Genomic DNA, 14,788 nt, shown 5'->3' with positions numbered 1-14,788 from the left:
TTTTTCTTCAGACTGCCGATAGTAATAGTGCTAACGCATAACCTGCCATTAATTCATTCGACTTTCTTATGTAACCCCTTGTTACATTGGGTGTCAGAGCCTGAACATCCCGCTGTCACTGTTAACACCCTGTTGTCCCAGCCCCCCCTTACTGCCGTGTAAATCTTAACGATTCCATTACTCACACCCTGCGATACTCCCTTTAAGTAACTAATTTAACAGCAAATAACTCCCTGCATTGGCAGCATAATATGCTGGCAACCCTTATTTAGATGGTTCTAAATAGGGTGTTAAAACGATTAACACCCAATAATCATTTCGGACTGCTTAAAGCGCCGAATAGCGATGCTTTTACCCCCTATTAAACCTTTCTCAGGACGAATTGGACTTAAAAACACACATTTTTGCTCAAAAATTGATCAGTCGGTAAGCGATCGTAAAGGGTTGCTGAAGAAATTTGCGTTAAAAGTGTGATCTACGTCACACTTTATCTAAAATTTCGCACGGCTGTCGTTGTATGTCGAAATCAGACGATATAGATTTGCCTTGTTTTCGGATTAGTCCTAAAAAATGTAAGAAGACGTCACGGAAGATGTCCGGAACTCGAAAATAGAATGGCATGGATTTTCGACCTTCAGTGGGTCTGAAACCCACGAAAATAGAAGGCGAAAAACAGTGACATTGAAATTATGTGAAGTTTTTTTTGCCATCTTTTGATTTAACAAACAGCAGCTCGAACCGCAGATTTTAATCTGCGATACAGTTACGTCGCATCTCTCAGGATGGAAAAATAATGGGCACCTCTGAAGTACTGAAACATATTTACGATCTCAATTTGTCTTATTTACTGCTCGCGCAGCGTTTAATTAACCAGGATAAAGCTTCTGCAATGTTTCGCCTTGGCATCGATGAGAAAATGGCGAATGCATTATCTGAATTAACATTGCCTGAGATGGTAAAAATGGCGGAAACCAATCAACTGGTTTGCCAGTTCCGTTTTACCGACAGCAGCAGCATTAATCGCCTGACGCAGGAATCACGCGTGGATGATTTACAACAGATCCACACCGGCATCTTATTATCGAGCCGTTTACTGCGTAATGCGTCTAAAGATGAAGCGCCTGCTAAAAAGAGAGCAATGTCATGAGTGAGAAAAGTATTGTTCAGGAAGCACGTGATATTCAGCTCGCTATGGAACTGATCACATTAGGTGCGCGCCTGCAGATGTTAGAAAGTGAAACTCAGCTGAGCCGGGGTCGTCTGATCAAGCTCTATAAAGAACTGCGCGGCAGTCCGCCGCCGAAAGGCATGCTGCCGTTCTCTACAGACTGGTTTATGACCTGGGAGCAGAACATTCATGCTTCTATGTTCTGCAACGCCTGGAAGTTCTTACTGAAAACCGGTTTGTGCAGCGGCGTTGATGCCGTGATTAAAGCTTACCGTTTATATCTGGAACAGTGTCCGCAATCGGACGAGGGCCCGCTGTTGGCGCTGACCCGCGCCTGGACCCTGGTCCGATTCGTTGAAAGCGGCATGCTGGAACTGGCGGATTGCAAATGCTGCAGCGGCAGCTTTATCAATCATGCCCATCAGCCGGCTGGCAGCTTTACCTGCAGCCTGTGCCAGCCACCATCACGTGCCGTAAAAAGACGTAAACTTTCTGCAGAACCTGCCGATATGTTTCCACAACTGCTGGATGAACAGGTTAAACACGCCGTTTAAGTTTGTTCGCACTGTGGAAGTCATCCAGCAGCGGTTAATACCGCTGCTTTTTTTTTGCTTGCGGTTCAGGAATAACGCCTGCGGCTCTCTGGCTTAACTTCCACCAACACGTTACGGACGTAAGGATTTTTTTGTGCTGATAATTATAGGTTACCTGATTGTTATAGGCTCCGTGCTGGGCGGATATGCGCTGGTCGGTGGCCATCTGGGCGCGCTTTATCAGCCAGCCGAATTATTAATGATCGGCGGTGCCGGTGCCGGTGCTTTTTTAGTCGGCAACAACGGTAAGTCGATTAAAAAAACGATGAAGGCGCTGCCACTGTTATTCCGCGGCTCCAAATACAACAAAGCGGTGTACATGGATTTGATGGCACTGCTTTATCGCCTGATGGCGAAGTCGCGTCAGCAGGGGATGTTATCGCTGGAACGGGATATTGAAGATCCCAGCCAGAGTGAAATTTTTGCTAATTATCCCCGTATTCTTGCCGATAAACAGTTAGTGGATTTTATTACTGACTATTTGCGCCTGATGGTCAGCGGCAACATGAACGCTTTTGAAATTGAAGCGTTGATGGATGAAGAGATCGAGACATACGAACACGAGTGTGACGTACCAGCGCAAAGTATTGCTGCAGTGGGTGATGGACTTCCGGCATTCGGTATCGTCGCCGCGGTTATGGGCGTGGTTCATGCGCTGGCGTCGGCCGACCGTCCGGCTGCTGAACTCGGTGCGCTGGTGGCACATGCAATGGTGGGCACCTTCCTGGGTATTTTGCTGGCCTACGGATTTATCTCTCCACTGGCGTCAGTACTGCGTCAGAAGTGTGCGGAAACCACCAAGATGATGCAGTGCATCAAGGTGACCTTGCTTTCGAGCCTGAACGGCTATGCGCCGCAGATCGCGGTGGAGTTTGGTCGTAAGACGCTTTACTCCGCCGAGCGTCCATCGTTCAGCGAGCTGGAAGAGCATGTGCGTAACGCTAAGAACCCGGCTAAACAGACTTCAGACGAGGCTTCATGAAACACGGCAATCGCCCAATTGTGCTGATCAAAAAGCGCAAACATAAAGGCCATGAAGGCAGCCACGGATCGTGGAAGATTGCCTACGCCGACTTTATGACGGCGATGATGGCCTTTTTTATGGTGATGTGGCTGCTGTCGATCGCCAATCCGCAGGAGCTGGTGCAGATTGCAGACTACTTCAAAACGCCGCTGAAGGTTGCGATTACCGGCGGCGCACGCAGCAGCGATAGCGACAGCCCAATCCCCGGCGGCGGTGACGATCCGACCAAAAAGATTGGTGAAGTTAACAAAGTTGTCGATATGGATGCCCAGAAACGCAAGCTGGATGAGATTCGCCTTAACCGCCTGCGTGAAAAGCTTGACCAGATGATTGAAGCGGACCCGCGTCTGAAAGCGCTGCGACCGCATCTGATCATCAACATGGTGGAAGAGGGGCTGCGTATTCAGATTATCGACAGCCAGAATCGCCCGATGTTTAAGACCGGTCGGGCCGAGGTAGAGCCCTATATGCGCGATATTCTGCGGGCCATCGCGCCGATCCTGAACGACATTCCGAACCGCATCAGCCTGGCCGGACATACCGATGATTTCCAGTATGCCAGCGGTGACAAAGGCTACAGCAACTGGGAGCTGTCGACCGACCGTGCTAACGCCTCACGCCGCGAACTGGTCATGGGCGGCCTGGACAGCGGTAAAGTTTTACGGGTGTTGGGTATGGCCGACACCATGCGCCTGAAAAATCGTGGCGGGAATGACGCAGTTAACCGCCGCATCAGCCTGCTGGTGTTGAACCACGACACCGAAGCAGCAATAGAAAAAGAGAACGCAGAAAGTGATGCCGTCCAGATCAGCGATCCGGCGGCCATTGAACAGATTACCGCACCTGCAACACCAGGCAGCGCGGTGAATACAGCAGCCCCCTCACAGCCGAGGTGATTCCCGTGAGTATGGACATCAGCGATTTTTACCAGACGTTTTTTGATGAAGCCGATGAGCTATTAGCGGATATGGAACAACACCTGTTGGGCCTGGACCCGCAGGAGCCAGATTCGGAACAGCTTAACGCCATCTTCCGTGCCGCTCACTCCATTAAAGGAGGAGCCGGAACCTTTGGTTTTACGGTATTACAGGAAACGACTCATATCCTGGAAAACATTCTGGATGGTGCTCGTCGCGGCGAGATGCAGCTCAGCACCGACATCATCAACCTGTTTTTGGAAACCAAAGATATTATGCAGGAACAGCTCGATGCTTATAAAACCGCGCAGGAGCCTAACGCGGAGAGCTTCAAATATATCTGTGAAGCGCTGCGCCAGCTGGCGCTTGAGGCTAAAGGCCTGCCGGTTGATGTTCCGGCTGCGGTGACAACGACGGCCAGTGCAGAACCGGCCAGCACCAGCGGCCTGCGTGTACAGCTGATCGACCTCAAAGAGAAAGAAGTCGATCTGATGCTGGAAGAGATGAGCAATCTCGGCACCCTGACCAACGTGCAGAAGGGCAGCACCTCGCTGGACGTCTGCATTGATGGCGTCGGTAAAGATGACATCGTGGCGGTACTCTGCTTCGTGATCGACGAAGCGCAGATCCGCTTCCCGGACGCTGACGACGCGGCTGCTGAGCCGGTGGCAAGTACCGCCGCTGCGGCACCTGTGGCAGAAGAGGTTCACACCGCCAGCGTGACCGAACTGCCGGTGGCTGCCGTTAAGCGTGAAAGTAAGCGCGTCGCGGCACCGGCCAAGTCTAGCGAATCGACCAGCATCCGTGTTGCGGTAGAGAAGGTCGATCAGCTGATTAACCTGGTCGGCGAACTGGTGATTACCCAGTCGATGCTTGCCCAGCGTTCCGGCGAACTCGATCCGGTGGCGCATGGCGACCTGCTGAACAGCATGGGTCAGCTGGAGCGTAACGCCCGCGACCTGCAGGAATCGGTGATGTCGATTCGTATGATGCCAATGGAATATGTCTTCAGCCGCTTCCCGCGTCTGGTGCGTGACCTGGCCAGCAAACTCGGCAAAGAAGTTGAACTGACACTGCTTGGCAGTTCAACCGAACTCGATAAGAGCCTGATTGAACGCATTATCGATCCATTAACGCACCTGGTGCGTAACAGTCTTGACCACGGGATCGAAACGCCAGAGAAACGTCTGGTGGCCGGGAAAGTCGCAACCGGTAACCTGACGCTTTCTGCGGAACATCAGGGTGGCAACATCTGCATCGAAGTTTCCGATGATGGTGCCGGTCTGAACCGTGAACGTATTCTGGCCAAAGCCCTGTCTTCCGGCCTGCCGGTTCACGAGAACATGAGCGACGAAGAGGTTGGCATGCTGATCTTCGCACCGGGCTTCTCTACGGCGGAGCAGGTGACGGATGTTTCAGGACGCGGCGTCGGCATGGACGTGGTGAAACGAAATATTCAGGAGATGGGCGGTCACGTTGAAATCGCCTCGAAGCAGGGCAAAGGCACCACCATTCGCATCCTGCTGCCGCTGACGCTGGCCATCCTTGATGGCATGTCCGTTCGCGTGGCCGACGAAGTCTTTATTCTGCCGCTGAATGCGGTGATGGAGTCACTGCAACCGCGCGCCGAAGAGCTGAAACCGCTGGCGGGTGGCGAGTGTGTGCTGGAAGTGCGTGGTGAATACCTGCCGCTGGTTGAGCTGTGGAACGTCTTTGATGTGCAGGGTGCCAAAACCGAAGCCACACAGGGCATCGTGGTGATCCTGCAGAGCGCGGGCAAACGTTACGCGCTGCTGGTCGATCAGCTGATTGGTCAGCATCAGGTGGTGGTGAAGAACCTGGAAAGTAACTATCGCAAAGTGCCGGGCATCTCCGCCGCGACCATTCTTGGCGATGGTAGCGTAGCGCTGATTGTTGATGTTTCAGCACTGCAATCACTTAACCGTGAAAAACGTGTGGCCGGCGCTGCCGCCTGACAGATAACGAAAGGGTAAATAACATGAATGGAATGGCAACCGTGACAAAAATCGCTGGCGAAACTGTAGGTCAGGAGTTTCTGGTCTTCACGCTGGGCGACGAAGAGTACGGAATTGATATCCTCAAAGTTCAGGAAATTCGCGGTTACGATCAGGTAACGCGTATTGCGAATACCCCTGAATTTATCCGCGGCGTCACGAACCTGCGTGGCGTTATCGTGCCCATCATCGATCTGCGCGTTAAGTTTGCGCAGCCTGATGTTGAGTACAATGACAACACCGTGGTGATCGTGCTGAATCTGGAAAATCGCGTGGTCGGCATCGTGGTTGATGGCGTCTCTGACGTGCTGTCACTGACTCAGGATCAGATCCGTCCTTCCCCTGAGTTCGCCGTAACCATGTCTACCGAGTACCTGACCGGTCTGGGTGCGCTGGGCGAACGCATGCTGATTCTGGTCGACATTGAGAAGCTGCTGAGCAGCGACGAGATGGCGCTGGTTGATAACCTGCGTACCGCGTAATGGCGTTATCACGGGCTGGCTGCGGCTGGCCCGTGATGGTTTCGCTATGTAATAATTGCTGTTAATTCAATTCATTAAAGCTGAAGTGCGCGCTGAATTCCCGCTGTAACCTGCCGATAATCTCTCTGTCACTTTTAAATCATCTACTTTGTTCAGGGTACTTATGTTAACGAAAATCCGTGTGGTCACCAGTCTGTTACTGGTGTTGCTGGTGTTCGGGCTATTACAGGCGATCTCCGGCTCAATTTTCTACTCCGCCCTGAGCCACGACAAGCAGAGCTTCGCCGTGTCGCAGCTGGCGATGCAAAACACGCAGGCACTCAATGACGCCTATATGAGCCTCAACCAGAGCCGTGTGTTGCTGACCCGCATTCAGCTGCGTGTGGCGACCGGCAAACTGGAAAATAAAACGCCGGATATCGCCGGCCTGTTCGAAGAGAGCAGAGGTTTCCAGCAGGCGGCTGATGGCTACTTTAAGGCGTTCAGAGCCCTACCGGACACACCCGGTCAGGACGCGAAGCTGAACGACCAGCTTGATCAGCGCTTTAACACCTATGCCGGAGCACTCAATCAGTTGCAGGCCGCACTGGAGGCAAATGATCCGATTGCCGCCAGCAAAGCGCCCGTCGCACCCGGTCAGAGTGCTTTTCTCACCTTTTACCGTGAGTGGCGTGCCGACCAGAATCGCCTGACCACGCTGGGCGTGGACGAGAACAACAACGCCTACAGCCGTATGATGTGGATTCTTGCCGCCATCATGAGTGCCGTCGTGGCGGTGATCGTACTCTGCTGGTTTGGCCTGCGCAAAGTCGTGATAACGCCGCTGAACGGCAGCATTGATCACATTCAGCATATTGCCCGGGGTGATTTAACCCAGCCGATTGCGGTGGAAGGGCGTAACGAGATGACGCAGCTTGCCGCCAGCCTGCGGGATATGCAGCAGTCGCTGGTCCGCACCGTGACCCACGTCCGTGAAGGATCGGATGCGATTTTCACCGGTGCCAGTGAAATTTCAGCCGGAAACAATGACCTTTCCGCCCGCACTGAACAGCAGGCGGCGTCGCTGGAGCAGACGGCAGCCAGTATGGAGCAGCTCACGGCGACCGTGAAACAGAACGCCGAAAACGCCCGCCAGGCGTCACAGCTGGCACTCAGCGCCTCAGAAACCGCAGAAAAGGGCGGCAGTGTGGTGGCTGGCGTGGTGAAAACCATGAGCGAAATTGCTGGCAGTTCGAAGAAGATTGCCGATATCACCAGCGTGATTGATGGCATTGCCTTCCAGACCAATATCCTGGCACTCAACGCCGCCGTTGAAGCGGCGCGTGCCGGTGAACAGGGGCGCGGTTTTGCGGTGGTTGCGGGCGAGGTGCGTAATCTGGCGCAGCGCAGCGCCCAGGCCGCCAAAGAAATTAAAGGGCTGATTGACGATTCCGTGAACCGGGTCAGCGTGGGGTCGCAACTCGTCGGCACCGCCGGGGAGACCATGAGCGATATCGTCAGTGCGGTGACACGTGTGACCGACATCATGGGGGAGATCGCCTCAGCGTCGGACGAGCAGAGCCGCGGTATCGACCAGGTCGGACAGGCCGTCACCGAGATGGATCGCGTTACCCAGCAAAACGCCTCGCTGGTGGAAGAGTCCGCCGCAGCGGCGGCTTCGCTGGAGGATCAGGCCAGCCGGTTAAGCCAGTCAGTCTCGGTGTTCAAAATCAAACATGAAGCCAGGCAGACGCTGACAAAGCATCTGCCGATTGCCGCGCCCGTCACTGCGGCGCAGGCACCACGCAAAGCGTTGACTGCCCCGGTCAGTGATACCCACTGGGAAACCTTCTGATCTGACGCTGCGCATCCTGCGGGATGCGCAGCCCCTCTGTACTTCCCCGGCCTAAAGTCAAACGCCGCTCCGCCTGTTGATAAAAATAATTACAAAAGCCGTATCTCGCCAGAAAGCGCCGAAAAGCGTTAATTAATCGCCAAAACCCGCCGATATAGCCGCTGCACCTTAATCAACCTGCAGGGGAACAAGATGTTAAAAAAAATAAAAGTGGTCACCAGTTTAATCGCGGTACTGGTTATCTTTGGCGCGCTTCAGCTGATTTCTGGCAGCCTTTTCTGGTCCGCTCTGAACAATGACAAAGCGGCCTTTGCACTGTCGCAGGTCTCTAACCGCAACGTCACCTCAATGACGGATGCCTATATCTCTCTGAACAATAGCCGCACCACGCTGAACCGCGCCATGCTGCGGTTACAGACCAGCATGGCAGCGCAGATGAATGGCGGTCAGCTGGATGATCTGCTGAACCGCGCTAACAGCCAGTTAGCGGAAGCCGATCGTCACTTCAAAATCTATTACGATCTGCCCGCCACGCCAGGCTTAGAGGTGGCAATGCGCGACCGACTTGAAGCGGATTATGCGCAATATGAAAATGGGCTGAAAGGGATGGTAAAAAGCCTGCAGGCCCGCGATCTGGAAGGGATGTTCAAACAGAACATTGAGCAGAAGCAGGTTGCCATGCAGGAGAGCTACAGCGCCTGGCGTGAACGTCAGACCGAGCTTTCCGACCAGGGGATGGCGCAGAACCAGCGCGCCTTCACGCAGATGATGTGGCTGCTGATGGCGATTGGTATCATCGTGATTGCGGTCATCATCGCCTGCTGGTTTGGCCTGCGTCAGGTGCTGATCCAGCCGCTGCAACAGCTGTTGGCGCAGATTCGCGCTATCGCCTCCGGCGATTTAACCCAGCCGATTGTGGTTGAAGGACGTAATGAGATGAGTCAGCTGGCTGCCGGTATCCACGAGATGCAGCAGTCGCTGGTGATGACGGTAAGCAATGTGCGTGACGGTTCCGATGCCATCTTCACCGGTGCCAGCGAAATCGCCGCCGGTAACAACGACCTGTCTGCCCGCACCGAAGAGCAGGCGGCCTCGCTTGAGCAGACCGCAGCCAGCATGGAGCAGCTCACGGCCACAGTGAAGCAGAATGCTGACAACGCCCGTCAGGCATCGCAGCTGGCGCTGAGCGCCTCTGAAACCGCACAGCAGGGCGGCAAAGTGGTGGATGGTGTGGTTACCACCATGAAAGAGATTGCGGGCAGCTCGAAAAAAATCGCAGACATTATCAGCGTGATCGACGGCATTGCCTTCCAGACCAACATTCTGGCGCTGAATGCGGCAGTGGAAGCCGCCCGTGCCGGTGAGCAGGGTCGCGGCTTTGCCGTGGTGGCCGGTGAAGTGCGCAGTCTGGCGCAGCGCAGTGCGCAGGCCGCGAAAGAGATCAAAGGCCTGATTGAAGATTCCGTATCACGCGTCAACAGCGGTTCACTGCAGGTTGAAAGCGCGGGCAGCACCATGAGTGAGATTGTGGGTGCAGTGACCCGCGTCACCGACATCATGGGCGAGATCGCCTCTGCATCAGACGAGCAGAGCCGCGGTATTGAGCAGGTCGGTGTGGCCGTCACGGAAATGGATCGCGTGACCCAGCAGAACGCCTCACTGGTAGAGGAGTCCGCCGCCGCCGCCGCTGCCCTGGAGCAACAGGCCAGCGTCCTGACCCAGGCCGTCTCGGTTTTCAAAATTTCCCGCGCCTGATTTTCTGCCTTTCAACGTGGCAGCGGCCGAAAGCCGCTGCCACGCATAAAGTTCCCCCCGACGCCGCCGATAAATAAACACGAATCGCCAACCAATGAGGTGTTTATGTTTAGTCGAGTACGTGTTGTTTCCGGCCTGCTGTGTGTGCTGGCGCTCTTTGCGCTGCTGCAGCTGTTTTCCGGCGGAATGTTTTTCAAAACGGTCAGTTCAGATAAAGAGAATTTTGCCTACAACCAGCGTTTGAATACGTTGCAACAGGCGATGGGCACCTCATGGGTTTCGCTGGTTCAGGCGCGCAACACCCTTAACCGCGCCGGTATCCGTTTTCTGCAGGATGCACAGATGTCGGGATCGGGTGCCAGCGTGAAAGAGCTGGTCGCACTGGCGGGTGAAGAGCTGAAACAGGCTGAAGTCAACTATCAGATCTTTAACGATAATCTGTCAGAGAAGGGCAAAACGGCTGAAAACGTCCTGACGCTTCAGGCGAACTACAAGGCCTATCATGATGCGCTGGCTGAGCTGATGGTGTTCTTTACTACCGGCAACTTTAAAGGGTTTGTCGATCAGCCAACCCAGAGCTATCAGGACAAGTTCCAGAAAGATTACAGCGCCTGGCTTGAGAACAACAAAGCCCTGTCACAGCAGGGCGTGGAAGCGAATCAGCAGGCCTACACCCGCTCCATCACGATTGTCATTGCCACCCTGGCCGTGACGTTGCTGATGATTATCCTGGTGTGGAACGTCATGCGCTCGGCGCTGATTCGTCCTCTGCGTCAGAGTATTGATCACATCCAGCATATCGCGCGGGGCGATCTGACCCAGCCGGTTGAGATTACCGTGCGCAACGAAATTGGTGAGTTACTGACGTCGCTGCAGCATATGCAGCAGGAGCTGGTCAGTACCGTCCGCACCGTGCGTGACGGCTCTGATGCCATCTATACCGGTGCCAGCGAAATCTCCATCGGTAACAACGATCTCTCTTCCCGTACCGAACAGCAGGCCGCCTCACTGGAGCAGACCGCCGCCAGCATGGAGCAGCTCACGGCGACCGTGAAGCAGAATGCCGAAAACGCCCGTCAGGCGTCGAAGCTGGCGCTGACCGCCTCTGAAACCGCGCAGCAGGGCGGCAAAGTGGTGGATGGCGTGGTCACCACCATGAAAGAGATTGCGGGCAGTTCCAAGAAAATTGCTGATATCACCAGCGTGATTGATGGCATCGCCTTCCAGACTAATATCCTGGCGCTGAATGCGGCGGTAGAAGCAGCCCGTGCCGGTGAACAGGGTCGCGGTTTTGCCGTGGTCGCGGGTGAAGTGCGCAGCCTCGCGCAGCGCAGCGCCCAGGCCGCCAAAGAGATTAAAGGCCTGATTGAAGATTCCGTTAGCCGCGTTAATACCGGCTCAGTGCTGGTCGAAAGCGCCGGTGACACCATGAGCAACATCGTCAGCGCGGTTACCCGCGTGACCGACATCATGGGTGAGATTGCCTCCGCGTCAGACGAACAGAGCCGTGGCATTGACCAGGTGGGCCTTGCCGTGACCGAGATGGATCGCGTTACGCAGCAGAACGCCTCACTGGTTGAAGAGTCAGCGGCAGCAGCGGCAGCGCTGGAAGATCAGGCAAGTCACTTAAAACAAGCGGTATCAGTGTTCAATATTGGTAAAGAATTTGTCGCGCAGGCCGTTAACAAGACAACGGCGACAAAAACGCTTCAGTCTGATGCACCGTTAGCCGTTGGTCGTTCGTCTGCTGTACGCAGCGACGACAACTGGGAAACCTTTTAATCGCCCGTGGTCCGGCCGCCATCGCGCCGCCGGGCATCGCAGCAGACAGTTAATGTATTCAGTTCGGGCCAGGTGCAGAGATGAAAAAATCGACAATTCTAGATCAAAATGAGACGACAACGCTGCTGTCGCAAATGGTGCAGCGTTTACCGCTCTCCGATACGCATTTTCGCCGTATCAGCCAGCTGATCTATCAGCGTGCCGGTATCGTACTGGCCGATCACAAGCGTGAGATGGTTTACAACCGTCTGGTTCGTCGCCTGCGTACGCTGAATATCGATGATTTCGGTCGCTACCTGGCCCTGCTGGAGTCCGATCCGAACAGTGCCGAGTGGCAGGCGTTTATCAACGCGCTGACCACCAACCTGACCGCGTTCTTCCGCGAAGCGCATCACTTCCCGATTCTGGCGGAGCATGCACGCAAGCGACAGGGCAACTTCAGCGTCTGGAGTACGGCTGCGTCAACCGGCGAAGAGCCCTATTCCATCGCCATGACGCTGGCAGAAACGCTGGGCACCGGTCCCGGTAAGTTCCAGGTACACGCCAGCGATATCGACACGCAGGTGCTGGAAAAAGCCGTGGCGGGTGTTTATCGCCAGGAGGAGTTGCGCACGCTGTCACCGGCGCAAATGCAGCGCTTCTTCCTGCGTGGCACCGGGCCTCATGCCGGTATGGTGCGGGCGCGCCCCGAGCTGACCAATATGGTCACCTATGCACAGCTAAACCTGCTGGCCAATGACTGGGCGCTGCCGGGTCAGTTCGACGCTATTTTCTGTCGCAATGTGATGATCTATTTCGATAAAGAGACGCAGGAGAAGATTCTGCGTCGGTTTGTTCCACTGCTGAAGCCGGGCGGCATCCTGTTCGCCGGTCACTCAGAAAACTTCAGTCAGATCAGTAAAGAGTTCTGGCTGCGTGGGCAAACCGTCTATGGACTGACGAAGGAAAGATGATGAGCAAAATCACCGTGATGTGCGTAGATGACTCTGCGCTGATGCGGCAGTTGATGACAGAGATCATCAACAGCCATCCGGATATGGAGATGGTCGCTACGGCGCCCGATCCGCTGGTTGCCCGCGATTTGATCAAGCAGTTCAATCCGCAGGTGCTGACGCTGGATGTGGAAATGCCGCGCATGGATGGCCTCGATTTCCTGGAAAAACTGATGCGGTTACGGCCAATGCCGGTGGTGATGGTTTCATCGCTGACCGGGAAAGGCTCCGAAATCACCCTGCGGGCGCTGGAACTGGGCGCGGTGGATTTCGTCACCAAACCCCAGCTCGGCATCCGCGAAGGAATGCTGGCTTACAGCCAGATGATTGGCGACAAAATCCGTGCGGCGGCCCGTGCCCGACTGCACAACCGTGCAGCGATGCCGGTGCCCGCGACGCTGAAAGCGGGGCCACTGCTGAGCAGTGAGAAGCTGATTGCGATTGGCTCCTCAACCGGTGGCACCGAAGCGATTCGCCACGTGCTGCAGCCGTTACCGGCGACCAGCCCGGCGCTGCTGATTACCCAGCACATGCCGCCAGGCTTTACCCGCTCTTTTGCCGAGCGTCTGAACAAACTGTGTCAGATCACGGTGAAAGAGGCAGAAGATGGTGAGCGTATTCTGCCGGGGCACGCCTACATTGCGCCAGGCGCGATGCACATGGAGCTGGGCCGAAGTGGTGCCAACTATGTGGTGAAACTGAATGAAGGACCACCGGTTAACCGGCACAAACCCTCTGTGGATGTGTTGTTTAAATCGGTGGCGATTAACGCCGGACGAAATGCGGTGGGGGTGATCCTCACTGGCATGGGCAACGACGGTGCCGCCGGGATGCTGGAAATGCATCGGGCAGGTGCCTGGACCATCGCCCAGAACGAAGCCAGCTGTGTGGTATTTGGCATGCCGCGTGAGGCTATTGCCACAGGCGGCGTGAGCGAAGTCGTGGATTTAAGCAACATCAGCCAGCACATGCTGGCGAAAATTAGCGCCGGACAGGCATTGCGTATTTAACAGGCCCGTCCCGCCGGGCGAGACAACTCAGGAGTAGATATGGCTGATAAAAACATGCGCTTTTTGGTAGTAGACGACTTCAATACGATGCGTCGTATTGTACGTAACCTGCTGAAAGAGCTGGGCTTCAATAACGTAGAAGAAGCAGAAGATGGTGTGGATGCCCTTGGCAAACTGAAAGCGGGTGGTTTCGACTTCGTGATTTCCGACTGGAACATGCCAAACATGGATGGCCTGCAGCTGCTGCAGACCATTCGTGCTGACGCAGCAATGAGTTCGCTGCCGGTCCTGATGGTAACCGCAGAAGCCAAGAAAGAGAACATTATCGCCGCCGCCCAGGCGGGAGCCAGCGGATATGTCGTGAAGCCATTCACCGCGGCAACCCTGGAAGAGAAGCTGGGCAAAATTTTCGAAAAACTGGGCATGTAAGGAGATGTGATGAGCGACTTTCCGAAACCAACTGAGGATGCCGCGGCACACGACATCATTTCACGCATTGGCTCACTGACGCGCATGCTGCGCGACAGTCTGCGCGAGCTGGGGCTGGATCAAGCCATTGCCGATGCAGCTGAAGCTATTCCTGATGCCCGCGATCGTCTTGATTATGTGGTGCAGATGACGGCGCAGGCCGCCGACCGTGCGCTGAACTGTGTTGAAGCAGCACAACCCCATCAGGATAAGATGGAAGCCGGGGCAACTCAGCTGAAAGGGCGTTGGGATGCGTGGTTTGAGAACCCGATTGAACTGGGTGATGCGCGGGAGTTGGTGACGGATACGCGCGCATTCCTCACCGCCGTGCCAGAGCACACCGCCTTTACCAACAAGCAGCTGCTTGAAATCATGATGGCGCAGGATTTCCAGGACCTGACCGGTCAGGTGATCAAGCGCATGATGGATGTGATCCAGGAAATTGAGCGCCAGCTGTTAATGGTGCTGCTGGAGAACATGCCGGAAGTCAGCGCTGAGAAGCGTCAGGAAGGCACCAGCCTGCTGAACGGCCCGCAGATCCACGCCGATGCACCGGGCGTGGTCGCGAACCAGGATCAGGTTGATGACCTGCTGGATAGCTTAGGGTTTTAAGCCGGGTTCGCCCGCCTGCGGGCGGGCAGAACGGCTGCTATCGTCAAAAAACAGGGCTACCTTCGGGTGGCCCCGTTCCCCCTTGTCAGACCCATCCCCGAAAGAACGCCTGTTTTCCCCATCTTATCTCCGCTTT

Annotated in this window: 13 protein-coding genes; all 13 read left to right on the top strand. The window is 55.1% G+C overall.

Features of this window, described 5'->3' with window-relative positions; translation table 11 throughout:
* The first annotated feature begins 793 nt into the window (after positions 1-793).
* The gene (gene flhD, locus N5J69_RS02950) at positions 794-1,147 is read left to right on the top strand and encodes a flagellar transcriptional regulator FlhD (protein WP_279767958.1); all 354 of its coding nucleotides are present in this window, start codon (positions 794-796) and stop codon (positions 1,145-1,147) included.
* The gene (flhC, locus tag N5J69_RS02945) at positions 1,144-1,722 is read left to right on the top strand and encodes a flagellar transcriptional regulator FlhC (protein WP_279767957.1); all 579 of its coding nucleotides are present in this window, start codon (positions 1,144-1,146) and stop codon (positions 1,720-1,722) included. Before flhD ends, flhC begins: the two co-directional genes overlap by 4 nt.
* Positions 1,723-1,855: 133 nt before the next feature.
* Positions 1,856-2,743 (top strand): flagellar motor stator protein MotA, encoded by an 888-nt coding sequence (gene motA, locus N5J69_RS02940; protein WP_279767955.1) that lies wholly within the window; start codon positions 1,856-1,858, stop codon positions 2,741-2,743.
* Complete coding sequence (gene motB, locus N5J69_RS02935) at positions 2,740-3,681, top strand: flagellar motor protein MotB (RefSeq protein ID WP_161733167.1); 942 nt, start codon at positions 2,740-2,742, stop codon at positions 3,679-3,681. The genes motA and motB overlap by 4 nt, the downstream gene beginning before the upstream one ends.
* A gap of 11 nt (positions 3,682-3,692) precedes the next feature.
* A complete protein-coding gene (gene cheA, locus N5J69_RS02930) occupies positions 3,693-5,678 on the top strand; it encodes a chemotaxis protein CheA (RefSeq protein WP_279768101.1) in 1,986 nt (661 codons plus the stop codon).
* A 23-nt stretch (positions 5,679-5,701) separates the two neighbouring features.
* Complete coding sequence (cheW, locus tag N5J69_RS02925; protein ID WP_150015287.1) at positions 5,702-6,199, top strand: chemotaxis protein CheW; 498 nt, start codon at positions 5,702-5,704, stop codon at positions 6,197-6,199.
* Positions 6,200-6,362: 163 nt separating this feature from the next.
* The gene (locus tag N5J69_RS02920; protein ID WP_279767952.1) at positions 6,363-8,033 is read left to right on the top strand and encodes a methyl-accepting chemotaxis protein; all 1,671 of its coding nucleotides are present in this window, start codon (positions 6,363-6,365) and stop codon (positions 8,031-8,033) included.
* A gap of 192 nt (positions 8,034-8,225) precedes the next feature.
* A complete protein-coding gene (locus tag N5J69_RS02915) occupies positions 8,226-9,788 on the top strand; it encodes a methyl-accepting chemotaxis protein (RefSeq protein WP_279767951.1) in 1,563 nt (520 codons plus the stop codon).
* Positions 9,789-9,893: 105 nt separating this feature from the next.
* Complete coding sequence (locus tag N5J69_RS02910; protein WP_279767950.1) at positions 9,894-11,570, top strand: methyl-accepting chemotaxis protein; 1,677 nt, start codon at positions 9,894-9,896, stop codon at positions 11,568-11,570.
* A gap of 80 nt (positions 11,571-11,650) precedes the next feature.
* On the top strand, positions 11,651-12,523 hold the full coding sequence (gene cheR, locus N5J69_RS02905; protein WP_003849153.1) for a protein-glutamate O-methyltransferase CheR: 873 nt from the start codon (positions 11,651-11,653) through the stop codon (positions 12,521-12,523).
* Positions 12,523-13,572, top strand: coding sequence for a chemotaxis response regulator protein-glutamate methylesterase (locus tag N5J69_RS02900; RefSeq protein ID WP_233988161.1), 1,050 nt, complete (start codon positions 12,523-12,525; stop codon positions 13,570-13,572). Before cheR ends, N5J69_RS02900 begins: the two co-directional genes overlap by 1 nt.
* A 39-nt stretch (positions 13,573-13,611) precedes the next feature.
* Positions 13,612-14,001 carry a chemotaxis response regulator CheY gene (cheY, locus tag N5J69_RS02895; RefSeq protein ID WP_010258559.1) on the top strand — a complete coding sequence of 130 codons (390 nt, stop codon included), beginning with the start codon at positions 13,612-13,614 and terminating at the stop codon, positions 13,999-14,001.
* Positions 14,002-14,010: 9 nt separating this feature from the next.
* Complete coding sequence (gene cheZ, locus N5J69_RS02890) at positions 14,011-14,652, top strand: protein phosphatase CheZ (protein ID WP_279767948.1); 642 nt, start codon at positions 14,011-14,013, stop codon at positions 14,650-14,652.
* Positions 14,653-14,788: the final 136 nt, after the last annotated feature.

Origin of the sequence: Pantoea sp. GD03673 (assembly GCF_029844725.1) — a bacterium.
In the GTDB taxonomy this organism is placed as follows: Bacteria; Pseudomonadota; Gammaproteobacteria; order Enterobacterales; family Enterobacteriaceae; genus Pantoea.
Note: the sequence above shows the minus strand (reverse complement) of the source record. Positions and strands in the feature narration are given on the sequence as shown.